This is a genomic window from Streptomyces krungchingensis, assembly GCF_054729265.1.
Genome location: NZ_JBPUKY010000001.1, coordinates 2,709,412 through 2,735,567, shown reverse-complemented (window position 1 = coordinate 2,735,567; position 26,156 = coordinate 2,709,412). Strand labels below are relative to the sequence as shown.

Sequence of the window (26,156 nt, the reverse complement as noted above, 5' to 3'; positions counted from 1 at the left end):
CTGCCTACGCCGAGTCGGCCTTCCCCGGCGGGTAGGCGGGCCGCGCCGGAATCGCCGCCCCGGGCACCGGCAGCGGCGGAAGCGCCCTCTCGTGCAGCCACGCCGCGAACAACTCGTCGAGCGGCTCGGCCGTGTAGCGCGAGACGTGCGAGGTGAACGTCGTCGTCGTGACCGCCCCACCCCGGTGCACTGCGGCCCAGCGGCGCAGCATCCGGAAGAACGCGTCGTCCCCCAGGGCCTGCCGGACCGCGTGCAGCGCCAGACCGCCGCGCTCGTAGAGCCGGTCGTCGAACATCAGCTTGCGGCCCGGGTTCGCGAGGACCAGGTCCTGGGGCTGCGCGGCCAGCTTCCGGTGCGCGGCGGCGGCCAGTTGGTGCGCCGTACGGCCGCCCGAGCGCTCCGACCACAGCCACTCCGCGTACTTCGCGAAACCCTCGTTCAGCCAGATGTGCCGCCAGTCCGCGATGGACACGCTGTTGCCGAACCACTGGTGCGCCAGCTCGTGCGCCACCAGCCGCTCCGAACCCCGCGCCCCGTCCACGTGGTTGGCGCCGAACATCGACAGACCCTGCGCCTCGACGGGGACGTCCAGTTCCTCCTCCGTCACGACGACCGCGTACTCGCCGAACGGATACGGCCCGAAGAGCTCCTCGAACAGCTCCATCATCGCGGGCTGCCGTGCGAAGTCCCGGGAGAACTCGGCGAGCAGGTGCGCGGGCAGATGGCCGGACTGCGGCACGCCGCCCAGGCCCGGGTCGCCCAGCAGCACCGTCTGGTACTTGCCGACCGACAGCCCGACCAGATAGCTGGACGTCGGGGCCGACTGCTCGTACACCCAGGTCGTCGTCGACGCCCTCGTCGTCCGGGTGAGCAGCCGTCCGCCCGCCACCACCGAGTACGCGGACGGCGTCGTCACCGAGATCTGGTACGAGGCCTTGTCGGCCGGCCGGTCGTTGCACGGGTACCACGACGGCGCGCCGACCGGCTGGCTCGCCACCAGCGCCCCGTCCTCCAGCTCCTCCCAGCCGAGACCGCCCCAGGGACTGCTGACCGGCTTGGGGTTGCCCGACCAGTGGACCTCCACGGTGAACGCGGCCCCCGCCCGGACCGGCTTCGGCGGCCGGATCCGCAGCCGGCCGCCCCGGTGCGTGTAGTGCGGCGCCTTGCCGTCCACCCGGACCCGGCCGATCCGGAAGTCGGCCAGGTTCAGCTGGAATTCGGCGAGCGGGGCGCGGCCGGCTATGGCGTTGATGCGCGCGGTGCCGGAGAGCCGGTTCGGCCCGGGGCGGTAGTCCAGCGTGAGCTCGTACCGGTGCGCCCGGTAGCGGGGATCACCGTTGGCCGGGAAGTACGGGTCCGAATCCGGTGTCTGCTGAACGCTCACTGCTGCGTCTGCTCCCTGCCCTGTGCTCGTACGACGTGCCGCTGTACCGCCCTTCGTCTCCGATCCGGTCGTGTCCGCTAGGAACGCCATGCCTCGATCGGGTTGCCCAGCCAGCGGGTTTCGTCGGGAACGGACTCCGCCGCCATCACCAGCGACGCCGGACCCAGGGTGGAGCGAGCCCCGATGGTGCTGCCGGGAAGGACGATTCCGCCCGGGCCCAGGGTGGCGCCCTCACGGAGGACAACAGTATCCGTCCGCAAGATCCGGTCGTGGAAGAGGTGCGTCTGCAGGACACAGCCCCGATTGACCGTGCACGCGTCCCCGAGCGACACCAGATCCGTCTCCGGCAGCCAGTAGCTCTCCACCCAGGCGCCCCGGCCGATCCGGGCACCGAGCCCGCGCAGCCACGCCGTCATCAGCGGCGTACCCGGCACCGACCCGGCCAGCCACGGCACCGCCACCACCTCGACGAACGTGTCCGCCAGCTCGTTGCGCCACACGAAGCCGCTCCACAGCGGATGCTCACCGCTCCGGTGCCGCCCCACGAGCAGCCACTTCGCCACGATCGACACGAGGCAGGCGACGCCGCCCGCGCCCAGCAGCACCAGCCCGCCGAACAACGGCGCCCAGGCACCCAGCGCGCACCACGCCGCGACCGTCAGCACGACCAGCGCCGCCGAGCAGAGCACCGGCACGATCCGGCACAGCTCCACCAGACCGCGCGCCCACAGCAGCCGCGCGGGCGGCTCGTAGGTACGGCTCTGGTCACCGTCCTGCGTCGCGCGCGGCAGCTTCACCGGCGGCAGCCCCAGATACGAACTGCCCTTCTTCGCCTTCTTCGGCGTCGCGGACAGCACCCCGACCAGGCCGCCGTCGGGCACACTGCGGCCCGACGCCGTCATCCCGGAGTTCCCGAGGAACGCCCGGCGCCCGATCTCGGCCCGCCCGATCCGCATCCAGCCACCGCCCAGCTCGTACGGAGCGGTCAGCGTGTCGTCCGCGAGGAAGGCGCCCTCACCGACCGTGGTCAGACTCGGCAGCGCCAGCACCGTGGACACCTCGGCGCCCCGCCCGACCCGCATGCCGAGCAGCCGCAGCCACACCGGCGTGATCAGCCCCGCGTACAGCGGGAACAGCGTCTCCCGGGAGCGGTCCATCAGCTGGGTGACCGTCCACGCCTGCCAGCCGACCCGGCTGTGCGTCGGGTGCGTGCCCTCCCGCAGCCCGAGGCTGAGCAGCCGTACGAGGACCAGCAGCAGCAGCGCGTACGCGAAACCGAAGGCGAGGGCCGACGGGACCAGGGCGAGCGCCGCCCCGCGCAGCGCGCCGCCCAGCCCGGCGTCCGCACTCACGAACACCCGGGCCACCAGCAGCGCGGCCACCCCCGCCGACACCGGCAGTCCGCTCAGCGCGAGTCCCGTCGCCCCGTACATCGCACGCCACGCCGTGCCGCGCTGCGGACGCTCCTTGGGCCAGGCCCGCTTCGCCTTGCCGAGCTTGACCGCGGGCGCCCCGGCCCAGCGCTGCCCGGTCGGGATCTGGCCGGCCACCGCCGAACCCGGCGCCACCTCGGCACGCTTGCCGACCCGAGCGCCCGGGAACAGCATGCTCCGCGTCCCGACCACCGCCCCGGCGCCCACCTTCACCGCACCGATCTCCAGCCGGTCACCGTCCAGCCAGTGCCCCGACAGATCCACCTCGGACTCCACCGCCGCCCCCCGGCCCAGCTTGAGCATGCCGGTGACCGGAGGCAGCGAGTGCAGATCCACGTCCCTGCCGACCTTGGCGCCCAGGGCGCGGGCGTACCGCTCCAGCCACGAGCCGGTGAGCGAGGTCGCGCCGCTGAACTCGGCGAGCCGCTCGGCCGTCCACAGCCGCAGATGGACGCTGCCGCCCCGCGGGTAGCGGCCCGGCCGGACCCCGCGCAGCAGCAGCCGCGCCCCGCCCGCCGCGATCGCGAGCCGGCCCGGCGGACTGAAGAGGACGACCGCACCCGCCGCGACGAGCCACCACGAGGCGCCCGGCGCCCACGGATACGGCCCGAACCAGTGCAGTACGTTCCCGACCGCGGCCAGCGCCACGGCCCAGCGCAGCCCGAGGACGGTGAACAACGGAACCAGCAGCAGGAGCTGCGTCACCTTCGCCCGCAGCGGGACCGGGGCCACGAAGCGCGCGGCGCCGTCCTCCTGCGCGGACTTCTCCAGCCGCCGGGCGAGCTTGCGCAGCACGGGCTGCGCGTAGATGTCGAGCACCGCGGCGGTCGGGTAGCGGGTGCGCAGCCTCGTTGTCAGCTGCGCGGCGGCCAGGCTGCCGCCGCCGATGGCGAAGAAGTCGTCGGAGCCGCTGCCCACGGGTATCCCGAGCACCTCGCTCCACTGCTCGGCGAGCCAGGCCTCGGTGCCGTAGAGCTCCTCCCGCGCACCGCCGGTCTCCAGGCCTTCCAGCGGCCAGGGGAGCGCCGCCCGGTCGACCTTGCCCGACGTCCGGGTCGGCAGGTCCGCGATCGGGGCGAGCAGCGGGACCAGCGCGGCGGGCAGCTCGGCCCGCAGCTTCTCCACGGCGGTCGCGTGGTCCCAGCCGTCCTGGGTGACGACATAGCCGACCAGCAGCTGATTGCCGCCGCGCGCGGTGCGCACGGCCGCGGCCGCGCCGGCCACACCGGGCAGCGCCTGCAGCGCCGCGTCCACCTCGCCGAGCTCGATCCGGCGCCCGCCGAGCTTGATCTGCTCGTCGGCCCGGCCGAGGAAGATCAGCCCCTCGGGCTCGGCCCTGACCAGGTCGCCGCTGCGGTACGCCCGCTCCCAGCCGAGCGCGTCCAGTGGCGCGTACTTCTCGGCGTCCTTCTCCGCGTCCAGGTACCGGGCCAGCCCGACCCCGCCGATGACGAGCTGCCCGCTGCACCCCATCGGCACGAGCTCCCCGTCGTCGTCGACGACGGCCAGCTCCCAGCCGTTGAGCGGAAGCCCGATCCGCACCGGCTCCTCCCCGCTCATGAGCGAGGCGCAGGCCACCACGGTGGCCTCCGTCGGCCCGTACGTGTTCCAGACCTCCCGGCCCTCCGTGACGAGCCGCTGCGCGAGCTCGGGCGGGCATGCCTCGCCGCCGAAGATCAGGAGGCGGACCTCGTTGAGGGTCTCCGGCTCCCACAGGGCGGCCAGCGTGGGCACGGTCGAGACGACCGTGATGTCCTGCTCGACCAGCCAGGGTCCGAGGTCGGCGCCGCTGCGGACCTGCGCGCGCGGCACCGGCACCAGACAGGCGCCGTACCGCCAGGCCAGCCACATCTCCTCGCAGGAGGCGTCGAAGGCGACGGACAGGCCCGCCATCACCCGGTCTCCCGGGCCGATCGGGTCCTCGGTGAGGAACAGCGCGGCCTCGGCGTCCACGAAGGCGGCGGCACTGCGGTGCGAGACGGCGACGCCCTTGGGCTTGCCGGTGGAGCCGGAGGTGAAGATGATCCAGGCGTCGTGCTCGACGCCGGGACGGGCGGCGCGGGCGCCCGAGGCACCGGTGACGGTCAGCTCGTGCCCGGCCCCCACGACCGCGCACACCTGCGCCTCGCCGAAGACCAGCTCGGCCCGCTCGTCCGGGTCCTCGGCGTCCACCGGCACGTACGCGGCACCGGCGGCGAGCACGGCGAGGACGGCTATGTACAGGTCATTCGTGCCGGAGGGGACCCGCACACCGACCCGGTCGCCGAGCCCGACCCCGGCCGCGGCGAGCCGCCCGCGCAGGGCCTCGACCTCGACGGCCAGGGCGCGGTAGGTCAGCGAGCGCCGGCCGTCGTCGAGCGCGGGCTCGTCGGGGTGGGCCCGCACGGAGGCGTCGAGGATGTCGACGAGCGTGCGCGGCGAGGCGGCGGAGGAGGCGGAGAAGCGAGCCTGGTCACCGAACTCCGCACGCACCTCGTCGTCCGACAACGCGAGCACGGGGTCTTGCTGGAGGGCTGCCATCGGGTCCTCACGTGTTGTTTCCCGGAGAGTCCGGGGCGCTGGTGGGCCCGCAGGTATGCCTGGGGATATTCCGGTCCAGCTCCAAACAAGCGTGGAATTTTAGTACGACGCTAGCCGCGGACCTGGGCGTCAGCCATGCGAGGCGGCCTTCCGGGGGTCCGGAGGGCCTGCTTCCGAGGCTCTGACATGGAGATACGTCACCGTGACGAGATCTGCCCCACATCTGTGCGTAACACGCCGGACACGGCGAGCGAGGGGCGGGTCGACGGCGTCGGCGCAACGAGCGAGGGCCGCGACCTGATGGTCGCGGCCCTCGCTCTTCCTGTGTGTCCGAGGGGGGACTTGAACCCCCACGCCCGATAAAGGGCACTAGCACCTCAAGCTAGCGCGTCTGCCATTCCGCCACCCGGACAAGGTGTCTGTCGTGCGGGGTTTCCCTCGCGGCGACAGAGGAAACATTACCAGGCTTTCGAGGGCCCCCGATCACCCCCCGTCGTCGCGTGAACGGCGTGTGACGGGCCGGGTCCTGCCTTGGGGCCCGGAAGCGGTCGGGGAGAGGATGAGGGAGACCACCAGCAGTGACAGTGGGAGGAAGCAGCGTGAGCGAGTCGAACACGGCCAGGAGCGTCACCGGCCAGGACGAGGTCGTCGACCTCTGTCGCGAGCTGATCCAGATCGACACCAGCAACTACGGCGACCACTCGGGTCCGGGCGAGCGCAAGGCCGCCGAGTACGTGGCCGAGAAGCTCGCCGAGGTGGGGCTCGAACCGCAGATCTTCGAGTCGCACAAGGGCCGCGCCTCCACGGTGGCCCGTATCGAGGGCGAGGACCCCTCGCGGCCCGCGCTGCTCATCCACGGCCACACCGACGTCGTACCGGCCAATGCCACGGACTGGACCCACCACCCCTTCTCGGGCGAGATCGCCGACGGGATGGTGTGGGGCCGCGGCGCGGTCGACATGAAGGACATGGACGCGATGACGCTGGCCGTCGTGCGCGACCGGCTGCGCACCGGGCGCAAGCCGCCCCGCGACATCGTCCTCGCCTTCCTCGCGGACGAGGAGGCGGGCGGCACCTGGGGTGCGCGGCACCTGGTGGACAACCACCCGGACCTCTTCGAGGGCGTCACGGAGGCGATCGGCGAGGTCGGCGGATTCTCCTTCACGGTCAACGAGAAGCTGCGGCTCTACCTCGTCGAGACCGCCCAGAAGGGCATGCACTGGATGAAGCTGACCGTGGACGGCACCGCCGGTCACGGTTCGATGATCCACAGGGACAACGCGATCACCGAGCTGTCCGAGGCCGTCGGGCGGCTCGGCCGCCACCGGTTCCCGGTCCGCGTCACCAAGACGCTGCGGCACTTCCTGGACGAACTCGGCGACGCCCTCGGCACCGAGCTCGACCCCGAGAACATGGACGAGACGCTCGCCAAGCTCGGCGGCATCGCCAAGCTCATCGGCGCCTCCCTCCAGAACACCGCCAATCCGACCCAGCTGGGCGCCGGATACAAGGTCAACGTGATTCCCGGACAGGCCGCCGCGCATGTCGACGGCCGTTATCTGCCGGGGTACGAAGAGGAATTCCTCGCCGACCTGGACCATATTCTCGGCCCGCGGGTGAAGCGCGAGGACGTGCACGCGGACAAGGCGCTGGAGACCAGTTTCGACGGCGCGCTCGTCGACGCCATGCAGACCGCGCTGTCCGCGGAGGACCCGATCGCGCGCGCCGTGCCCTACATGCTGTCGGCCGGCACCGACGCCAAGTCCTTCGCCGACCTCGGCATCCGCTGCTTCGGCTTCGCCCCGCTGAAGCTGCCGCCGGAGCTGGACTTCGCGGGCATGTTCCACGGCGTCGACGAGCGGGTCCCGGTGGATGCCCTGCAGTTCGGGGTGCGCGTGCTCGACCGCTTCATCGATGCGTCCTGAATTGCTCAGGTAAAACGAAACTCCTGTAATCGACCGCGCGTGCGGGCCCCACTGAGAAGAGTGAATCCGACGATAAGCTCGTAGCTCCATTACTCCCTCCTCGTTACACGTGATGCGAACCGAAGCTGGGATCGCATGTGCCAACAATGGAGGAATAATGATCAAGAAGGTCGTCGCTGCTGCGGCTGCCACTGGTGGTCTGGTTCTCGCGGGTGCGGGCCTGGCCGTCGCCGACTCGGGTGCCCAGGGTGCTGCCGTGCACTCCCCGGGCGTCGTGTCCGGCAACGTGATTCAGGTGCCCGTTCACATCCCGGTGAACGTCTGCGGCAACACGGTCTCCGTGATCGGGCTGCTGAACCCCGCCTTCGGCAACAGCTGCGTCAACAAGTGACGTCGTGCCTCACCCCATGAGGGTCACTTCGTGAGGGTCTGAGCCCGTCGGCCCCGGAGTCCGCACCATGCGCTCCGGGGCCGACCGGCTTTCCGCGCACGCGTCGGGTGGGTGTGTGCGCGTTCCGGACGGTCCAAGCCAACGGCTAAGGCAGGGATTACAGCTATGCGACAGGTCACCCGCAAGGGCCTGATGACCGTGGCGGCGGCGAGCGGCGTACTCGCCGTCACCGGCGGCTACGCACACGCCGACTCGGGTGCGAACGGCTCCACCGCGAACTCGCCCGGCGTGCTCTCGGGCAACACGGTGCAGGTGCCGGTGCACGCGCCGGTGAACGTCTGCGGCAACACCGTGAACGTCGTCGGGGTGCTCAACCCGGCGGTGGGCAACACATGTGCCGACCGCGGCGGCGACGGCGCGCACGGAGGCGGGTACGGCGACACGAACCCGCACTCCGGCGGCTCCCGGGCCGACGGTCACGCCGCCGGCTCGCCGGGCGTCGGCTCCGGCAACCACGTGCAGGTACCGGTCGACGCTCCCGTGAACGTCTGCGGGAACAGCGTGAACGTCGTCGGAGTGGGCAACGCCGCGGCGGGCGACGAGTGCACCGGCGGTGCCGGCGGCGGACACTCCACGACCCCGCCCGGCGGCGGACACGAGACGCCGCCGGGTACCCCCGGGCAGCCGGGGCACCCCGGAAACCCGGGTACGCCGGGGCACCCGGGCCAGCCCGGAAATCCCGGCACACCGGGGAACCCGGGCACGCCGGGGAACCCGGGCACGCCCGGAAACCCGGGGACGCCGGGTCAGCCGGGGAACCCGGGTACCCCGCCCGGCTCCGGAGGACATCACCCCGGCGGTTCCTCGCACGTGAATCAGCCGGGTGGACAGTCCGTCACCCAGCCCCGTGGCGCCGGGGTGCTCGCCCACACCGGCAGTGAGCTGCCGCTCGGCGTGGTCGTACCCGCGGGCGCCGGCGCGCTGCTGGCCGGCGCGGTGCTCTACCGCCGGGCACGATCGGCGGCGTAGCCCGGAGGCCGCCGGATCCGGCCGGTGCAGGTGTGACCACGACGCCACACACTTCCCCGGTGGTGTCGAGAACGGAGCGGGCCCCGCCACTGGCGGGGCCCGCTCCGTTTCAGCCGCCCGTCGTCACCATGTGGCGCGCACCTGGCGGATGATCCGCCGGCGCAGCCGCACCTTGCGGCTGCCGTCGCGCAGCAGGCTCAGGCGGTCCAACTCCCAGTGTCCGTACTCGGCATGGTCCGTCAGCAGACGTGTCGTCTCCTTGCGGGAGACCCCGCGAGGTACGTACACGTCGACAAATTCGTATTCCGGCATCGCATCTATTGTGCGGGCTGGGGCCCGGTACGGATAGCGTCTGCACTATGTCTGATGCTGCGCAGCCCACCGCTGCCGAGGTACGCGCCGCCGCCGAGGCGGTCAAGACCGCGCTCGACCGCCACCTGGCCGCGGTCGAGCGCAGGACGGGTGAGGACGACCCGGCCGTCTACGAGGCGTTCAACGAGCTGGCCGCCGCGGCCGAGGAGTACGACGAGCTGCTCTACGACCGCTACGACGAGGTCACCCCCTTCGAGATCCCCGGTACCGACGACACGCTGCCGCCGTACACGGGCCCCGAGGAGCCGAACGCGCTGAGCGTGCTGATCCGCCGGGACTACTCGGTGGTGGAGCCGCAGCGGCTGCTGGCGCAGGCCCAGCGGGTGGAGGCCGTGGAGGAGGACGGAGCCACCGCGGACGCCGGCTTCGACGCGGCGTCCGGCACCGTCCACGGGGCTCTCGGGATCCTCTTCGGCGAGTTCGAACCGGACGAGATCGCGTCCCGTCACAAGGAGTTCGGCCTGGAGGAGGGCGACTCCACACTCTGGGTGACCGCCGCGGACGAACCCTCGGAGCCCGGCGAGTGGCTGGAGGCCCCCTTCGAGTCGACCGACCCGCAGCGGGTCGTCTGCCGATTCGACGTCAGCGCCGTCTTCGACGAGGAGGCGGACGACGACCTGGAGGACGGCCTCGGCCCCCACGGGGACCTGGAGCCGCTGGACGCGGATCGCTGAGCCGGGCACGGCACGGGAAACATGACAGTGGCGGCCACCGGAACCGGTGGCCGCCACTGTCATGTGCGGGGAGCGGGCGGGCGGGGCCGGAGCCCCGCTGTGGCGCCCGCCCGCGGTGCCTCCCGGGCGGCCGTCAGCCCGCCGTCGGGACCTGCGCCTTGAGCAGGGCCGGCAGCCGCGTGGTGCGCGGCTTCTGGGGGACCTCGGCCACCGCGCGCGGCAGGGCCTGCTCCACCCCGTGGACCACGGACAGATGACGCCCGGCCCGGCCGAACGCGGTGTACACCCAGGGCCTGGTCAGGGACTGCGCCGCGTCACCGGGCAGCACCACGACCGCGGCGGGCCAGGTCATGCCCACCGCCTGGTGCGCCGTGAGCGCCCAGCCGTGCCGTACGGACTGCTCCACCCGCTCCTTCGGTACGACGACGGGCACACCGGCGCACTCCAGATGCAGTCCCTCGGCGTCGGCCTTCACCACGTGCCCGGGCACCGAACGGCCCGATGCGGGGGAGTAGGCGATCCGGTCGCCGGGGTCGAAGCCGCCGAAACGGCCGGGGCCCGGGTTCAGCCGCTCCTTGAGCGCGGCGTTCAGCGCGCGCGTGCCGACGGCGCCGCCGTGTCCCGGCGTGATCACCTGCGTCTGCTCGGCCGGGATGCCGATGGCCCGCGGCACCGAGTCCGCGACCAGCTGCACGGTCCGGTGCACCGCTTCGCCCGCGTCGCGCACCGGGACGATCACGACCTCCTTGCCCGGCGCCTCCACCTGGAGGAGCTCACCGACCCCGATGCCGGAGACCAGCTCTCCGATGGGCCCGGGGTCCGGTGTGCGCGAGGCGACCGCCGGACAGACGTGAGCGGCGAGGAGGTCCGCGAAGATTCGGCCGGGTCCCGCCGACCACAGCACGCCCGGGTCGCCGCTCAGCACGAGCCGCGCCCCGTCCGGCAGTGACTCGGCGAGCACGGCCGCCGTCTCGACGTCCAGCTGCGGCGCGTCCATGACGACGAGGAGATCGAGGTCCAGGGCACCGTCGGCGTCCCGGCCCGGGCCCTCGGCGCCGGACAGGAGTCCCGCGACGGTGGTGACCTGAAGGTCCGGTGCCGCCTCGGGGCCGTCCTCGGCCGCCCGGGACGCGAGGCGCCGGCGGCCGTCTGCGGCGTGCGTGGCGGCCCAGCCGCGGAGGCCGAGACTCCGCACCGCGTGCAGCAGCCCCGCGACCTCGGCCCCCGAGGCGTCGCCGCCGGTGTGGAGCACCAGGCCGTGGCCCGCGACCGCGCGGATCAGTTCAGCCGCGGGGCGTGGCGCCGACGTCGCGGCGTGCTCCCAGTCGGCGGCGGGGCCGTCGTCCTTGGGCAGGGAGTTCATCACCCGGGCGAGGCCGTCGGCGAGGCTCTCCTCGGCCAGCGCGTACCGCTCCAGGCCGATGAGGACGCGGACCGGGCGCTCCTCGGGCTCCTCGGTGTCCTCCCGGGCGGGGGCCGCCGTGTCGAGGGCGTCCTGGAACACCAGGGCCTCGCCCTCCGCGAGGGTGCTCTGCACGGCCGCGTCCGGGTCCGGCACCGAGCGCTGGGTGAGCGCCGCGGTCAGGGCCGGGGCGTCGAGGGCGGTGTGCCCGGCGAGGGCCGCCTGCTCCAGGAGCCACACGGTCAGCGCCCGGCCGCGCCGCTCGTCCTCCGGGCCGCACTCGGCGCCGAGCAGCGCGCGGGCGAACCCGTCGGCCTGCTCGGGCCGCACCCCGGCGACCCGGAGCAGCTGCCACGGGTCCTCGCGCAGCTGCCGGTCCGCGTCTTCGCCCAGGGCGGCGGCGACCTGCGGCGCGAACGTGTCGGGCGCGCCGGCGGCGGCAAGTACGGCCCGCACGGCCGCGACGGCCTCCGGTGCGGCGGCCGCGGGCCCGGTGGCCGACGCGGTCACCGGCTGGGGCCGCCGCTCCGGCTCCGGGACGACGACCCTGCGCGGCGCGGGCTCCGGATCGTGGAACGCGGCGGCCACGGGCTTCTCGCCGCTCTCCACCGCCCGGACCGCGGCGAGCAGGTCCGCGGCCTTGCCGCTGAGTTTGCCCCCGGCCTCGACCGGTCCCTGCTTCTCGGCCCTCCGCCGCTCGATCCGCTCCCGCTCCACGCGCTGGGCCGCCAGCTCGGCCTCGGCCTCTGACAGTTGCGGCGCGTCCGCGGAGCCCTCGGCGCCGGTCCCGCCGTCCGCGGAGCTCTCGTCGTCCCCGTCCGCGGAGGTCTCGGTGTCGTCGTCCCCGCGTCCGGCGGCGTCGCCGTCCGCCGACCCGTCCTCGGAGGGAGCGTCCGTCTCCTGCCCGGTGGCCCCGGCGTCGGCGTCGTCGCCACCGGCCTGCGGGGTGTCGGCGGCCGTGTCCGCGCCCGGCGTCCCCGGCCCGGTGTCCTCCGTGGTCTCGGGCTCCGTGCTCACAGCGTGCTCCAGTCGTGATCGGGATAGTGGTGCACCGGCGCCGACACGTCGTCGAGCGCCCGGCAGATCTCGTCAGGAAGACTAAGGGTCTCCACTGACAACGCGGCCGTGAGCTGCTGCGCGTTGCGTGCGCCGACGATGGGCGCGGCCACGCCGGGCCGGTCGCGGACCCAGGCGAGGGCGACCTGGAGCGGTGTCACCGCGAGGCCGTCCGCCGCGGTGGTCACCGCGTCGACGATGCTGCTCGCGGTGTCGTCCAGGTAGGGCGCGACGAACGGGGCGAGGTGCTCGGAGCCGCCCCGTGAGTCCGACGGCGTCCCGCCCCGGTACTTGCCGGTGAGCACACCCCGGCCGAGCGGCGAGGAGGGCAGCAGGCCGACGCCCAGGTCGAGGGCGGCGGGCAGGACCTCGCGCTCGACGCCCCGCTGGAGGAGGGAGTACTCCATCTGGGTGCTGGCCAGCCGGGTGCGCGCACCCGGCGCCGCGAGCTGCCAGGTCGCCGCCTTGGCGAGCTGCCAGCCGCAGAAGTTGGACACGCCCGCGTAGCGCGCGCGGCCGCTGCTGACGGCCATGTCGAGGGCCTGGAGGGTCTCTTCGAGGGGAGTGTCGGGGTCGTACGCGTGGACGTGCCACAGGTCCACGTAGTCCGTGCCCAGGCGCGCGAGGGAGGCGTCGAGGGCGGACAGCAGATGGCCGCGCGACCCGTCGAAGCGGCGGTACGGGTCGGGCACGCTCCCCGCCTTCGTCGAGATGACCAGGTCCCGGCGCGGCACGAGCCCTTCTATGAGGCGCCCGAGGAGATACTCCGCCTCCCCGTCGCCGTACACGTCCGCGGTGTCGACGAGGGTCCCGCCCGCTTCCCAGAACGCCTTCAAGAGGTCCGCGGCGTCATGCTCGTCGGTGTCCCGGCCCCACGTCAGGGTGCCGAGTCCGATCCGGGACACACGCAGGCCGGTACGGCCGAGATGCCTCTGCTCCATGGACGCCGAGATTACTGTCCGGAACTCATGGCGTGGGGGCCCTGTGGACAACCGGGACCGGTGGGACCGCAACCCGTGCCTGCCGCGCCGCCCGGCAGCGCGCTAGGGTCTCCGGCACAAGGGACGTTACTGATCGGTAAGGGGAATCGGCCATGCAGCTCGGGATCAACCTCGGCTACTGGGGCGCCGGAATGGACGCGGACAATCTCGCCGTGGCCCAGGAGGCCGACCGGCTCGGATACTCCGTCTGCTGGGCGGCCGAGGCCTACGGCTCCGACGCGGCCACCGTGCTCAGCTGGGTCGCCGCGCAGACCGAGCGGATCGACGTCGGTTCGGCCATCTTCCAGATCCCGGCGCGCCAGCCCGCGATGACCGCGATGACCGCCGCGACCCTCGACTCGCTCTCCGGCGGCCGGTTCCGCCTGGGCCTCGGCGTCTCCGGACCGCAGGTCTCCGAGGGCTGGTACGGCGTCAAGTTCGACAAGCCGCTGGCGCGCACGCGCGAGTACGTGGAGATCGTGCGCCGGGCGATGACGCGGGAGCGGCTCTCCTACGAAGGCGAGCACTGGACCCTGCCGCTGCCCGGCGGCCCGGGCAAGCCGCTCAAGCTGACCGTGCACCCGGAGCGCGAGCACATCCCGCTGTACATCGCCGCGATCGGCCCGAAGAACCTTGAGCAGACCGGCGAGATCGCCGACGGCGCGCTGCTGATCTTCCCCTCCGCCGAGCACCTGGAGGACACCGCGATCAGGCATCTGCGCGCGGGCCGGGAGAAGGCCGGGAAGACCATGGACGGCTTCGACGTCTGCCCGACGCTGCCGCTCGCCCTCGGCGACGACAAGAACGTGACGGCGCTCGCGGACATGTTCCGGCCCTACACGGCGCTGTACGTCGGCGGCATGGGCAGCCGCAAGCAGAACTTCTACAACCAGCTCGCCCAGCGCATGGGCTACGAGAAGGAAGCCGCCGAGATCCAGGACAAGTACCTGTCCGGCGACAAGGAGGGCGCCGCCGCCGCCATCCCGCACGCGCTGATCGACCAGACCACCCTGCTCGGCTCCGTCGACCGCATCGCCGACCGTATGAAGGCGTACGCCGCGGCCGGCGTCACCACGCTCACGCTGGCCCCCGCCGGCTTCACGCTGGAGGACCGGCTCGCCTCGCTGCGCGCCGGTTCCGAGGCGCTGGAGCGGGCCGGGCTCGCGTAGCGGGACGGCGCGGGGCGCCGGAAAGTTCTGCGGCCGTGGTGGGGGCTCGGGGGTCTACCCCGCCACGGCCGTCACAGGGAACAACGCGCCGCCACCCCCTTGGTTACGCGCCTGTGCCACCCCGGCCGTCCGTCGTTTGGCGGATTTGTCCGACACATCGGTTGCCGCACTCCTGGCATCCCATTTGACTCGTTTTCTGCGGAGCCCTGCAGAGAGGTGTCAGAGATGCTTTCGGCCAAGAGTCTCTTCGAGGAGATCCTCGACAACGACGAGTCGTTCCGGCTCTTCTGCTCCATCGCCGCCAGCGGGGAATCGCAGGGGGGATGGGAGAACGGGCGGATCGCCGCGCTGGTCCCGAGCGAGCAGCGCGAACTCGCGCCCAAGATCGCCCGGCACGGCGCCGACGAGGACAAGCACGGCAGGATCTTCGACGCGCTGATGAAGAAGCGCGGTCTGCAGCCCGTGGCGGTGCCGCCCGACACCGACTACACCATGCTCCTGGAGCGGCACGGCATCGGCCTCGCCCACGAGAAGCTCAAGGGCGACCAGCCCCTCACCGTGCACGACATCGTCACCTACCTCGCCCACAGCCGGGTCACCGAGCAGCGCGCCTCCGAACAGATGGAGCTGCTGCGCAAGCACTTCGCCGACCATCCCGACATCGGCCGCGCGGTGAGGATGATCTCCAACGACGAGGACAACCACCTCGCCTACTGCCATGAGGAGCTGCTGCGCTTCGCGTACGCCGGACACGGCCGGGCCATCCAGCGCGTGCTGCGCGAGTGCGCCCTCGCCGAGATCCACATCTACCGCGACGTCAGCCTCGCCGTGATGGCCCACATGGGGCGCATCCTCGGCTGGTCGAGGGCCAGGGCCGCGGTGCTCGCCGCCGGCATCCACGCCGTCTACGCGTACGAGCGGCTGGCCGGCTGGCGCCGGATGGTCTCCCTGAAGATGCCCGAGCGGCGCGACGCCCTGGGCGGCCCCGCCGCGGCGGCCCCGGAACTCGCCTGAGTCCGGGCCGCACGGCCGTACCGCGTCCTACATCCAGCCCCGCCGTTTGAAGGTCCGGTACAGCAGGACCTCCAGAACGACCATCCCCAGGATCACCGCCGGGTACGACAGGAGCCAGTGCAGCTCGGGCATGTGGTCGAAGTTCATCCCGTAGATGCCCGCGATCAGGGTGGGGACCGCGGCCATGGCCGCCCACGCCGAGATCTTCCGCATGTCGTCGTTCTGCCGCACGCCCATCTGCGCGAGATGCGCCGCGAGGATGTCGGAGACCAGCCGGTCCAGGCCCTCCACGGTCTCGTTCACCCGCGTCAGATGGTCGTTGACGTCGCGGAAGAAGGGCTGCGCCGCCTCGTTCACGAACGGCACCCCCGTGCTGTACGAGCCCCCTCCGGACAGCCGGGCCAGCGGCATCGCGAGCGGGACCGTGGCCCGGCGGAACTCCAGGATCTGCCGCTTGAACCGGTAGATCCTGGACGCGGTGTTCCGCGAGTCGCCGCCGGACGGCGAGAACACCTCCGCCTCCAGCTCCTCCAGGTCGGTCCCCAGCTCGGTCGCCACCTCCAGATAGTGATCGACCGTGACGTCCGCGAGCGAGTAGAGCACCGTCGTGGGCCCCTTGCGCAGCACCTCGGGTTCCGACTCCAGCCGCCGTCGCAGGGCGGCCAGCGGTGAGCTCCTGCCGTGCCTGACCGTCACCACGAAGGCGTCACCGATGAAGACCATGACCTCGCCGGTGGACACCTCGTCACTGTCCGGCTCGTAGAAGACCGGCTTGAGGACGATGAACAGGGAGTCGTCGTACACCTCCAGCTTGGGCCGCTGGTGAGCCTTCAGCGCGTCCTCGACCGCCAGCGGATGCAGCCCGAACTCGCTCGTGACGAGGTCGAACTCCTTCTCCGTCGGCTCGTGCAGCCCGATCCACACGAAGGCGTCGCCCTCGGCCCGCGCCTCCGCCAGGGCGTCGGACAGGTCCTCGGGGTCCTCCGTCCGCCGCCCGTGACGGTAGATGGCGCAGTCGACGATCACGGAGCGTATTCTCCCGCCGCCGGGGACGCGCCGCACTCCGGCCGCCGTCCCGCCCGGCCCGGACCGGTCGCCCGGGTGCCCGTCTACCCTGGGCCGCATGCCCACGCTGATCCTCGTCCGGCACGGACGTTCCACCGCCAACACCGCGGGACTGCTCGCCGGGTGGACGCCCGGCGTCGCCCTCGACGAACGCGGCGCCCAGCAGGCCGCGGCGCTGCCCGGCCGGCTCGCCGGGCTGCCGATCTCCGAGGTCGTCTCCAGCCCCCTCCAGCGCTGCCAGGAGACGATCCAGCCGCTGCTCGACGCCCGCCCCGGGCTGCGCGCGCACACCGAGGAGCGCATCGGGGAGGCCCACTACGGAGACTGGTCCGGCCGCAAGCTCGCCGAGCTGAAGGACGAGCCGCTGATGGAGGTCGTCCAGGCGCACCCCTCGGCGGCGGCGTTCCCCGGCGGCGAGTCGATGCGGGCCATGCAGACGAGGGCCGCCGAGGCGGTCCGCGAGTGGAACGCGCGCGTGGAGCGCGACCACGGCGGTGACGCCGTCTACCTGATGTGCTCGCACGGCGACATCATCAAGTCCCTCGTCGCCGACGCACTCGGACTTCACCTCGATCTCTTCCAGCGGATCTCTGTCGAACCGTGTTCGATCACCGCGATCCGCTACACACGGCTGAGGCCCTTCCTCGTGCGCCTCGGGGACACCGGCGACTTCGCCTCCCTGGCGCCGCGCGAGGAGCCCCCGGGCGGCGACGCTCCGGTGGGGGGCGGTGCGGGCGCACCGTGATCGTCGGCCGCAGTAGGGTGAAGCGGTCGAAGCAGCACAGTAGTTGTCAGCAGGTTTCTCAGCAGCCGATGCGGGCCGGTGCAGTCAGCCGGTCCGCATGCCGATCCAATGGAGACAGGACGTGTCCCGTCAGGTGTTCCTCTACGACCCCCCGGACCGTTTCGTGGCCGGTACGGTCGGGTTGCCCGGGCGCCGTACCTTCTTCCTGCAGGCTTCCTCAGGCCACCGGGTGACCAGCGTGGCTCTGGAGAAGACCCAGGTCGCAGCGCTCGCCGAGCGCATGGACGAGCTCCTCGACGAGGTCGTACGCCGTACCGGGGGCAGCGCGCCCGTGCCGGCCATGGCCCCGACCGAGGTGTCCGACACCGCACCCCTCGACTCGCCCGTCGAGGAGGAGTTCCGCGTCGGCACCATGGCGCTGGCCTGGGACGGCGACGAACAGCGCATGATCGTCGAGGCTCAGGCGCTGGTCGAGCTGGACGCGGACTCCGAGGAGGACCTCGCGGAGGCCGAGGAACGGCTCCTCCAGGACGAGGAGAACGGTCCGCCGATGCTCCGGGTCCGGCTCACCGGAGCACAGGCCCGCGCCTTCGCCAAGCGCGCTCTCGACGTCGTCAACGCGGGCCGGCCCCCCTGCCCGCTCTGCAGCCTCCCGCTCGACCCGGAAGGACACGTATGTCCGCGCCAGAACGGATACCGCCGCGGAGCGTGACCACGGCCGAGCTGCTCGCCAAGGGTGAGCTGAAGGTGCGCGGACAGATCCGTGAAGCCTCGAACGCGGTCCTGTACTGCTCCGTGTCGTACGAGGGACGCGACGCGTTCTGCGTCTACAAACCCGTCGCCGGGGAACGCCCGCTGTGGGACTTCCCCGACGGCACGCTCGCGCAGCGCGAGGTCGCGGCGTACGAGGTCTCCGAGGCGACCGGCTGGGGGCTCGTGCCGCCCACCGTGCTGCGCGACGGACCGTACGGCGAGGGCATGTGCCAGCTGTGGATCGAGGCGGCCCCCGAGGCCGAGCTGCTCGCCCTGGTGGACGGCGAAGAACCCGACGAGGGCTGGAAGGCCATCGGCCTCGCCGAGGTGGGCGAGGGGCGCACGGCGCTGCTCGTGCACGCCGACGACGACCGGCTGCGGCGGCTCGCCGTCCTCGACGCCGTGATCAACAACGCGGACCGCAAGGGCGGACATCTGCTGCCCGACGGGGAGGGCCGCCTCTACGGCATCGACCACGGGGTCACCTTCAACGCCGAGAACAAGCTGCGCACCCTGCTGTGGGGGTGGGCCGGGGAACCCCTGACTGCGGAGGCGGTCGACGTGCTCGTCGCGCTGCGCGACGGGCTGCTGCCCGGGGCGCCGCTGGCCACCCGGCTGGCGGAACTCATCACCGTGAACGAGACCGACGCCACACGCGCGCGCGTGCAGGAGCTGCTCGACTCCGGGAAACACCCGGAACCGGGCGGGGAATGGCCCGCGATCCCCTGGCCGCCGGTGTAGCAGCACACCTTCGGGCCGCGGCGCAAGAGCGCCTTCCGAGCCATCAGACGCCGGCCGGTTCGTATACGGAACTTCCGTCCGGTTAGGCTCATGACATGCATGCCTGGCCCGCTTCTGAGGTCCCCGCCCTGCCTGGTGAGGGCCGCGACCTCCGGATCCACGACACCGCGACCGGTGGGCTCGTCACCCTCGACCCCGGTCCCGTCGCCCGTATCTACGTATGCGGCATCACGCCGTACGACGCGACCCACATGGGTCACGCGGCGACCTACAACGCGTTCGACCTCGTTCAGCGCGTGTGGCTCGACACCAAGCGGCAGGTTCACTACGTCCAGAACGTGACCGACGTCGACGACCCGCTCCTGGAGCGGGCGCAGCGCGACGGCGTCGACTGGGTCGGGCTCGCCGAGCAGGAGACCGCACTTTTCCGCGAGGACATGACCGCCCTGCGGATGCTGCCGCCGCGGCACTACATAGGCGCCGTCGAGGCGATACCCGGCATCGTGCCGCTCGTGGAGCGGCTGCGGGACGCCGGCGCAGCCTACGAACTCGAGGGCGACGTGTACTTCTCCGTCGAGTCGGACCCGCACTTCGGTCAGGTGTCGCGCCTCGACGCCGCGGCCATGCGGCTGCTCTCCGCCGAGCGGGGCGGTGACCCGGACCGTCCGGGCAAGAAGAACCCGCTCGACCCGATGCTCTGGATGGCCGCCCGCGAGGGTGAGCCGAGCTGGGACGGCGGCTCGCTGGGCCGCGGCCGGCCCGGCTGGCACATCGAGTGCGTCGCCATCGCCCTCGACCACCTGGGCATGGGCTTCGACGTCCAGGGCGGCGGCTCCGACCTCGCCTTCCCGCACCACGAGATGGGCGCCTCGCACGCCCAGGTGCTGACCGGCGAGTTCCCGATGGCCAAAGCCTACGTGCACGCCGGCATGGTCGCGCTGGACGGCGAGAAGATGTCCAAGTCCAAGGGCAACCTCGTCTTCGTGTCCGCGCTCCGGCGCGACGGGGTCGACCCGGCCGCCATCCGCCTGGCGCTGCTCGCGCACCATTACCGCGCCGACTGGGAGTGGACGGACGCCGTCCTGGAGACCGCCGTCGCGCGGCTGGAGAACTGGCGCTCCGCGGTCTCCCGCCCCGACGGGCCGTCCGCCGACGCGCTCGTCGAGGAGATCCGCGACGCCCTCGCCAACGACCTGGACGCGCCGGCCGCGCTCGCCGCGGTCGACCGCTGGGCCGCGCGCCAGCACGAGACGGGCGGCACGGACGAGGGCGCCCCCGGCGTCGTGTCCCGTGCCGTGGACGCCCTCCTGGGAGTGGCGCTGTAGCGGTTCCCGCACCCCGAACGCGGTCGGGCGCCGGGCGGATCGATCCGCCCGGCGCCCTGTGCGTGGAGCCGTCCCCCGTTGCCGGCCGTGCTACTGCCTGTTGACGATGACGGCCTGGAGGGTGCCGGTGCCGGAGTCGTAGATCCCGATGACCTGCTGCCCGAAGGCGAAGGCCTCCTGGACCTCGTCATGCGTCACCTGGTTCGGATTCACCAGCTGGCGCCAGCCGTTGTCGATGTACAGGTAGAGGATCGACGGCTGCCCCGGCAGCGGGGTGACGACGTCCCAGAACTTCGTGGCGATGCCGCTCACCAGCGCCGCCCGCTCGACGGCGCTCGGCAGCACGAGCGGCTGCCCCGGCTGCTGCGCCTGCTGCCCGCCGAGCTGCTGGAGCAGCTGCTGGAACGGCTGCTGCTGGCCGAGCTGTTGGAGCTGCTGCTGAAGGTGCGGCGGAATGTGCTGCTGCGGGATCTGCTGCTGGATCTGCTGGCCGATGCCCTGCTGGGCGTACGGCTGCTGGATCTGCTGGCCGATGCCCTGCGGCCCGTACGGCTGCTGCATCTGCGGCCCGTACGGCTGCTGCATCTGCGGGCCGAAGGGCTGCTGCTGGCCCATGCTCTGCTGCGGTCCGAACTGCTGCGGGGGAGCTGTGCTCGGGCCCTGCTGCCCGTGCTGCTGTCCCAGCTGGCTCATCTGCGGGGTGGTGCTCATACGGGTGCCACCTTCCCTCATTGGTCGAGCGTGTGTGAGCAGTGGTCGGATGCCGTCAGCCCGTGACCACCAGGCCGACGATCTCGTCGTCCGAGAACCAGACACGTACGTCGGGCCGTCCCCCCGCGAAGGCGGAGTGCACCGCCTGGCGGATCTCGGGGGACGGGTCGTTCAGGTTGCGCCATGCGCCCGCCACGTACAGCCGGAGCCTGGGCGGGACTTCGCGCGGATACGGCAGCAACTCGTCCCAGTACCGTTCGGCCTGGCCCGAGCCGACCGCCTCCGGCAGCAGATGGGTGACCGCCGCCTTGATGTCCGGCCGGCTGCCGATCCGCTGGGAGGCGGGCCGGCCCGGCGCGTCCTGCTGCGGGGAACCTGTGGCCCGCAGCACCGCGCGGGCACGTTCCGGGGACATCGGCTCCTGGCCCGCCGCCTTGAGCATGCCCTGCAGCGCGGCCAGGGCGCCGACCACCACCGGGGAGGCGGAGGAGGTCCCGGAGAACGTGTCCGTGTACCAGGCGATCTCCTCGGCGCCGCCCTGCAGATCGCCGGGCCGGTCCCAGAAGCCGCCGGTGGTCGTCACCTCACGTCCCCAGCCCTGCGCGTCCACGCGCGCCCCGTAGTTGGAGAACGCGAGCCGTGAACGGTCCGGGCCGTGGTCGCGGCCGTGCGTGCCGGGCGGCGGCGCGCCCGCGCCGACCAGGACCGCGCCGGAGGACTGGTTGGAGGGGTTGAACGGATTGCGCCACCACTCGGGGAACTCGGCGGGGCGGCGCTCGTACAGCGCGTCGTCGAGCGACTCGCCGCCGTTGCCCGCGGCCGCCACCACGAGGACGCCCTTGGCGGTCGCGTACCGGATGGCCGCGAAGTCGTCCGGCCACCACTCGATCGCGATGTAGCCACGCTGGTCGTCGCGTTGCTCGAAGTCGAACCGCGGCCCGGGGGCGTGCAGTTCGACCAGCAGCACGTCGCCGGGGCCCAGCCGGTCGGCGGCCGCGTGGATCGCCGCCGCGGTGCCGCCGGGCTGGAAGGACGCGGCGGCCGTCACCGCGTCGGGCACGATGCCGGTGACGCCGTGCTCGCCACGGTCGCCGCCGATCACCCCGATGACGGCGGTGCCGTGGTTGCGCCAGGCCACGTCCTGCAACGGGGTGCCGACGACGACTCCGGCGAGCTTCGCCGCCAGGTCCTCGTGCCCGAGCTGCCAGGCACCTTCCACGTCGATCACCGTCACGCCCTGGCCCGTACCGCCCGGCCGCTGCCAGGCCCAGTACGCGTCGATGCCCTCGGGCGCCGGACGCAGATAGCCCTGACGGCTGGTGAAGTCGGGGGTGACGGGCGCCCCTTCCTTCAGCCGGCGGCTCTCGTCCGTGCTGTCGTCGGTCCACCCGGCCGGGCCCGCCGAGGCGGGAACGGCACCGGGCTTCACATACGCCGTGTCGATCTCCGGCAGCGCCGCGATCCGCGAGCGCAGTTCCTGGGCCCGGCTCGTGCCGCCGCGCACCCGGTAGAACAGCGCGAGGTCGGGCCCGCTCTCGGCCCCCGGTGCCACGGACTGCTGGTACAGCCGGTCCTCGCTGCCGAACAAGGGTTCCAGGGCGAGCTGTTCGTCGCTGAGGAACATGTTGAGGGCCGAGACGTCCGCGCCCACCGCCGAGCGGACGCCCTCGGCCCGGGCGCGGAGCCGGGCCTCGGGACGTGCGACGACGATCAGCTCCTGCTCGGCTCCTCGGTAGGTGAATCCCGCTCCGTCGGGCCCCGGCCCGGAGGTCCCCGGGCCCTGCGCCGGCTGTACCTGGTCGGTCATCGCGTACCGCTCCCTTCGATTTCTGCGGGTGCCGGTCCCTGCGTGTGCTGTGCAGTGCGCTGTCCTGTGCGGTGCCGTGCCGCGGGCCGCTGTCCTGCCCTGTGCCGTCCGCTGTCGCGGGGCGACGCGTTGCCGTGTTCCGTCCCCGGTCCGCGTCTTCGGGGCACAACCTGGCACGCCCACGGCGACTCGTCCACCCCGTCTTCGCCAACTTGGTTTGAAAACAAGTTGAATTGGGAAACCTGTGCAATCTGCCTGGAAACAGCTGTCCCGTCGCAATCCGGCCAAAGGCTGCCGAGGTGTACGGCAACTGCCGCGGTGGCAGGGGTGTTCGTGCCGTGAGCCGACTCCGGGGACGACCGAGGGGCGGTGCGCCTGGTGCGCACCGCCCCTTCTGGCCGGTCGTTCGGGAGCGTCAGCCCCCGGGGACGGTCAGTCCTCCGAGGAGTCCTCGGACGAGTCGCCGTCCAGGTCCCTGCCCGCGTCCGGACCGGTGTCCGCGGCCGAGTCCGAACCGGATGCCGAGCCGGCGTCCCCGGCGGATCCGGATCCCGGGCCGGAGTCCCCGGCGGACCCCGATTCCGCACCGGTGTCCGTGGCGGAATCCGTACCGGCGCCCGTCTCCGTGTCCGGACGCAGCGGCTTCGGCGGCCGGGTGCGGCCGGCGGGGCCGTCCCGCAGGAACGACGCGGACTCGCCGCCCTCCGTGGCGTGACCGCCCGCCTGCGCCGTCGGACCGCCGCCGTCCCGTCGGCGCAGATAGCGCTCGAACTCGCGGGCGATGGCCTCGCCCGAGGCCTCCGGCAGCTCGGCGGTGTCCCGGGCCTCCTCCAGCGTCTGCACGTACTCGGCGACCTCGCTGTCCTCTGCGGCCAGCTGGTCCACGCCCAGCTGCCAGGCCCGCGCGTCCTCGGGCAGTTCGCCCAGCGGGATGCGCAGGTCGATGAGGTCCTCCAGGCGGTTGAGGAGGGCCAGCGTCGCCTTCGGGTTGGGCGGCTGCGACACGTAGTGCGGCACGGCCGCCCACAGCGACACCGCGGGGACGCCCGCGTGCGTGCACGCCTCCTGGAGGATGCCGACGATGCCCGTAGGACCCTCGTACTTGGTCTCCTCCAGGTCCATCGTGCGGGCCAGGTCGGGGTCCGACGTGACCCCGCTGACCGGCACCGGACGCGTGTGCGGGGTGTCACCGAGCAGGGCGCCCAGGATGACCACCAGCTCCACGCCCAGCTCGTGCGCGAAGCCGAGGAGTTCGTTGCAGAACGAGCGCCAACGCATCGACGGCTCGATCCCGCGGACCAGCACCAGGTCGCGTGGCTTCTCGCCGCCGACCCGGACCACCGACAGGCGTGTGGTCGGCCAGGTGATCTTGCGGACACCGGCGTCCAGCCACACCGTGGGACGGTTCACCTGGAAGTCGTAGTAGTCCTCGGCGTCCAGCGCCGCGAAGACCTCGCCCTTCCACTCCTTGTCCAGGTGCGCGACAGCCGTGGAGGCGGCGTCGCCGGCGTCGTTCCAGCCCTCGAACGCGGCCACCATGACTGGGTCGATCAGCTCGGGAACCCCCTCCAGCTCGATCACCCAGCGCCTCCTTCCGACGTGCCCTCGCGTACGCCCCAACCTTACGGCGTGCCGAGGGGCCCACCGCAGCCCCCTTGCACGGGGGAGTGAACGGATCACTGCCCCGCCCGGGGGCCGGAAACACCCTTGATCGCCGCCGCGCGCCGCCCCTCAGTCATCCGAGCTGTCCCGGGAGGGCCGGCGGACAGGTGCTAGAGCGTCGAGCGCAGCCACTGCTCCACGCTCGCGATGTGCACCGTCGCCCACGACCTGGCGGCCTCCGCGTCCCGGTCGCGCAGGGCGGACAGGATCGCGCGGTGCTCGTGCAGGGTGCGGCTGACCGCGTCCTCCTGGGTCAGGCCGCGCCAGATCCGGGCCCGGGTGGTCGGCCCCGAGAGGCCGTCGAGGAGGGAGCACAGCACCGAGTTGCCGGAGGTCTGCACGATGCCCCGGTGGAACTCCAGGTCGCAGGCGACGAGCTCCTCCACCGAGGGCGCCGTGCCGAGGGCGTCCAGCTGGGCGGTCAGCGCGTCCAGTTGCTGCTCGCCGATGCGGGTGGCCGCCATGGCCGTGGCGGCCGGCTCCAGGATGCGGCGCACGGCGAGGAATTCGAGGACCGTGTCGTCGCGGTGGAAGTCGACGACGAAGCTCAGTGCCTCCAGCAGGAGCTGGGGGTCCAGGCTGGTCACGTAGGTGCCGTCGCCCTGCCGCACGTCCAGGATGCGGATCAGCGAGAGCGCGCGCACCGCCTCCCGCAGGGAGTTGCGGGACAGCCCCAGCTCGGCGGCGAGCTCGCTCTCCTTCGGCAGCCGGTCACCGGGACGCAGCGCGCCGGAGACGATCATTCCCTTGATCTTCTCGATCGCCTCGTCGGTGACTGCCATGCCGGGCCTCCCTGGTCCTCAGAATGCCGTTCAGACATCCGATGTCTCAGCCTCATTATGGGGTTTCAGCAGGCTGAACGGGACGAAAACCGAGGCACCGGGGCGCACTCGCACGACGGGACGGTGCCACCGCGGGCCGCCTACTCCCACAGGGTGCTCGGCGCCTCCCTGCGCACCACCGGCGCGATCTCCCGCGCGAACCGGTCCAGCGTCTCGACCTGTTCCGCCGTCGACTGCCCGAAGGCGTCCACGGTGATCGACTGGAGGTCGTGCCGGTGCACCGCGTGGCAGCCGAGGATCTTGTCGATGATCTGCTGGGGCGAGCCGATGAGCTGGGGCCCGTCCGCGATGGCGTCCTCGATGGTGCGGAACGGCGTGTTGTAGCCGGCCCGGCCCTCCAGGTGCGGACGGAAGGACTGGCGCACCCTGGCCTCGTAGAGGTCCTTGTAGCGCGCGACGGCCTGCTCGTGCGTGTCCGCGATGAGCAGCCCGCCCGAACCGGCCGCGACATGCGCGCGTGCCGGATCGTGCCCGTGGGCCTCGAAGCGTTCCCGGTAGTGGTCGATCAGCCGGGCGTACGCGGCGCGCGGCTGGATCGCGTTGGCGGTGAACAGGGGATCGCCGTGCCGCGCCGCCAGTTCGGGGGAGTTGAGGGAGGTCGCCGAACCGTGCCAGACGCGCGGCGGCCCGGCGTAGGGCCGCGGCACGGTGGTCACGTTCTTCAGCGGGGCCCTGAACTCGCCCTCCCAGTCGACGTTCTCCTCGCTCCAAAGCAGGCGCAGCAGCTCGTACTTCTCCTTCTGGAGGTCCCACTGGCGCTCCTCCGCGAGGCCGAACAGGTCGAAGTGCCCGGCCTCCGCGCCCTTGCCGACCACCAGCTCGATCCGGCCCCGGGAGAGCTGGTCGAGCGTCGCGTAGTCCTCCGCGACGCGCACGGGGTCGAGGATCGCGACGACGGTGACGCCCGTGAGCAGCCTGATGCGGTGCGTCCTGGCGGCGAGCGCGCCCAGGACCACGGTCGGGGCGGACGACAGAAAGGCTCCCGCGTGCCGTTCACCCACCGCGAAGGCGTCGTATCCCAGGCGTTCCGCGGCCGTCCCCACGTCGACGACCTGCGCCAACCGGTCGGCGGGGGAGGGGAGATCACCGCTCAGGGGGTGCGGGGAGTGCCCGATGATCGTGAGTACTTGGAACTTCATGGCGTCCCTTCGGCGAG

General features: G+C 72.4%; 21 protein-coding genes and 1 tRNA gene. 10 read left to right on the top strand and 12 right to left on the bottom strand.

The window, feature by feature from the left end:
- Positions 1-4: 4 nt before the first annotated feature.
- The 3 genes from ACSYGO_RS12210 to ACSYGO_RS12200 form a co-directional block, all read right to left on the bottom strand.
- Positions 5-1,384 carry a M1 family metallopeptidase gene (locus ACSYGO_RS12210; RefSeq protein ID WP_426680230.1) on the bottom strand — a complete coding sequence of 460 codons (1,380 nt, stop codon included), beginning with the start codon at positions 1,382-1,384 and terminating at the stop codon, positions 5-7.
- A 77-nt stretch (positions 1,385-1,461) separates the two neighbouring features.
- Positions 1,462-5,337: a Pls/PosA family non-ribosomal peptide synthetase gene (locus tag ACSYGO_RS12205; protein WP_460386656.1), complete on the bottom strand. Its 3,876-nt coding sequence runs from the start codon at positions 5,335-5,337 to the stop codon at positions 1,462-1,464.
- 327 nt (positions 5,338-5,664) lie between these two features.
- Positions 5,665-5,749: transfer RNA gene (locus ACSYGO_RS12200), tRNA-Leu, on the bottom strand.
- A 187-nt stretch (positions 5,750-5,936) separates the two neighbouring features.
- Between ACSYGO_RS12200 and ACSYGO_RS12195 the strand changes: the two genes are divergently transcribed.
- From ACSYGO_RS12195 to ACSYGO_RS12185, 3 genes are all read left to right on the top strand, one after another.
- A complete protein-coding gene (locus tag ACSYGO_RS12195; protein ID WP_426680228.1) occupies positions 5,937-7,262 on the top strand; it encodes a M20/M25/M40 family metallo-hydrolase in 1,326 nt (441 codons plus the stop codon).
- Between the two features lie 157 nt (positions 7,263-7,419).
- Positions 7,420-7,653: a chaplin ChpH gene (gene chpH / locus ACSYGO_RS12190; RefSeq protein ID WP_028801648.1), complete on the top strand. Its 234-nt coding sequence runs from the start codon at positions 7,420-7,422 to the stop codon at positions 7,651-7,653.
- Positions 7,654-7,818: 165 nt separating this feature from the next.
- Entirely contained in the window at positions 7,819-8,682 is an 864-nt protein-coding gene (locus tag ACSYGO_RS12185) for a chaplin family protein (protein ID WP_432188211.1), read from the top strand.
- Between the two features lie 123 nt (positions 8,683-8,805).
- Here the strand turns inward: ACSYGO_RS12185 and ACSYGO_RS12180 are convergent, their stop codons facing one another.
- Positions 8,806-8,994 (bottom strand): DUF5703 family protein, encoded by a 189-nt coding sequence (locus tag ACSYGO_RS12180; protein WP_028801646.1) that lies wholly within the window; start codon positions 8,992-8,994, stop codon positions 8,806-8,808.
- 47 nt (positions 8,995-9,041) lie between these two features.
- Here ACSYGO_RS12180 and ACSYGO_RS12175 point away from each other — a divergent pair, with 47 nt between their 5' ends.
- Positions 9,042-9,728: a hypothetical protein gene (locus tag ACSYGO_RS12175; RefSeq protein ID WP_460386655.1), complete on the top strand. Its 687-nt coding sequence runs from the start codon at positions 9,042-9,044 to the stop codon at positions 9,726-9,728.
- Positions 9,729-9,861: 133 nt separating this feature from the next.
- Here the strand turns inward: ACSYGO_RS12175 and ACSYGO_RS12170 are convergent, their stop codons facing one another.
- Entirely contained in the window at positions 9,862-12,147 is a 2,286-nt protein-coding gene (locus ACSYGO_RS12170) for a helix-hairpin-helix domain-containing protein (RefSeq protein WP_460386653.1), read from the bottom strand.
- Complete coding sequence (locus ACSYGO_RS12165) at positions 12,144-13,127, bottom strand: aldo/keto reductase (protein WP_426681894.1); 984 nt, start codon at positions 13,125-13,127, stop codon at positions 12,144-12,146. Before ACSYGO_RS12165 ends, ACSYGO_RS12170 begins: the two co-directional genes overlap by 4 nt.
- A gap of 152 nt (positions 13,128-13,279) precedes the next feature.
- Between ACSYGO_RS12165 and ACSYGO_RS12160 the strand changes: the two genes are divergently transcribed.
- Both ACSYGO_RS12160 and ACSYGO_RS12155 read left to right on the top strand, forming a co-directional pair.
- A complete protein-coding gene (locus ACSYGO_RS12160) occupies positions 13,280-14,335 on the top strand; it encodes an LLM class F420-dependent oxidoreductase (RefSeq protein ID WP_426681895.1) in 1,056 nt (351 codons plus the stop codon).
- Between the two features lie 225 nt (positions 14,336-14,560).
- Positions 14,561-15,349: a ferritin-like domain-containing protein gene (locus ACSYGO_RS12155; protein WP_460386652.1), complete on the top strand. Its 789-nt coding sequence runs from the start codon at positions 14,561-14,563 to the stop codon at positions 15,347-15,349.
- Positions 15,350-15,376: 27 nt separating this feature from the next.
- Here the strand turns inward: ACSYGO_RS12155 and corA are convergent, their stop codons facing one another.
- The gene (corA, locus tag ACSYGO_RS12150) at positions 15,377-16,375 is read right to left on the bottom strand and encodes a magnesium/cobalt transporter CorA (protein ID WP_432176741.1); all 999 of its coding nucleotides are present in this window, start codon (positions 16,373-16,375) and stop codon (positions 15,377-15,379) included.
- 97 nt (positions 16,376-16,472) lie between these two features.
- Between corA and ACSYGO_RS12145 the strand changes: the two genes are divergently transcribed.
- The 4 genes from ACSYGO_RS12145 to mshC all read left to right on the top strand — a co-directional run bounded on the left by ACSYGO_RS12145 (position 16,473) and on the right by mshC (position 19,978).
- The gene (locus ACSYGO_RS12145) at positions 16,473-17,159 is read left to right on the top strand and encodes a histidine phosphatase family protein (protein WP_095933215.1); all 687 of its coding nucleotides are present in this window, start codon (positions 16,473-16,475) and stop codon (positions 17,157-17,159) included.
- A 121-nt stretch (positions 17,160-17,280) separates the two neighbouring features.
- The gene (locus ACSYGO_RS12140; RefSeq protein ID WP_426681898.1) at positions 17,281-17,871 is read left to right on the top strand and encodes a DUF3090 domain-containing protein; all 591 of its coding nucleotides are present in this window, start codon (positions 17,281-17,283) and stop codon (positions 17,869-17,871) included.
- Positions 17,835-18,653, top strand: a complete 819-nt coding sequence (locus ACSYGO_RS12135) for an SCO1664 family protein (protein ID WP_432188724.1) — start codon at positions 17,835-17,837, stop codon at positions 18,651-18,653. The genes ACSYGO_RS12140 and ACSYGO_RS12135 overlap by 37 nt, the downstream gene beginning before the upstream one ends.
- A 95-nt stretch (positions 18,654-18,748) precedes the next feature.
- Complete coding sequence (gene mshC, locus ACSYGO_RS12130) at positions 18,749-19,978, top strand: cysteine--1-D-myo-inosityl 2-amino-2-deoxy-alpha-D-glucopyranoside ligase (RefSeq protein WP_426681900.1); 1,230 nt, start codon at positions 18,749-18,751, stop codon at positions 19,976-19,978.
- A gap of 90 nt (positions 19,979-20,068) precedes the next feature.
- On the opposite strand, the gene ACSYGO_RS12125 is transcribed toward mshC, so the two are convergent.
- From ACSYGO_RS12125 to ACSYGO_RS12105, 5 genes are all read right to left on the bottom strand, one after another.
- On the bottom strand, positions 20,069-20,689 hold the full coding sequence (locus ACSYGO_RS12125) for a hypothetical protein (protein WP_460386651.1): 621 nt from the start codon (positions 20,687-20,689) through the stop codon (positions 20,069-20,071).
- A gap of 55 nt (positions 20,690-20,744) precedes the next feature.
- Positions 20,745-22,496, bottom strand: coding sequence for a S8 family peptidase (locus ACSYGO_RS12120; protein WP_432175537.1), 1,752 nt, complete (start codon positions 22,494-22,496; stop codon positions 20,745-20,747).
- Between the two features lie 432 nt (positions 22,497-22,928).
- Positions 22,929-24,077 carry a PAC2 family protein gene (locus ACSYGO_RS12115; protein WP_460386650.1) on the bottom strand — a complete coding sequence of 383 codons (1,149 nt, stop codon included), beginning with the start codon at positions 24,075-24,077 and terminating at the stop codon, positions 22,929-22,931.
- Positions 24,078-24,268: 191 nt separating this feature from the next.
- Complete coding sequence (locus ACSYGO_RS12110; RefSeq protein ID WP_426681904.1) at positions 24,269-24,940, bottom strand: FadR/GntR family transcriptional regulator; 672 nt, start codon at positions 24,938-24,940, stop codon at positions 24,269-24,271.
- Positions 24,941-25,080: 140 nt separating this feature from the next.
- Positions 25,081-26,139, bottom strand: a complete 1,059-nt coding sequence (locus tag ACSYGO_RS12105; RefSeq protein ID WP_460386649.1) for an LLM class flavin-dependent oxidoreductase — start codon at positions 26,137-26,139, stop codon at positions 25,081-25,083.
- Between the last annotated feature and the right edge of the window lie 17 nt (positions 26,140-26,156).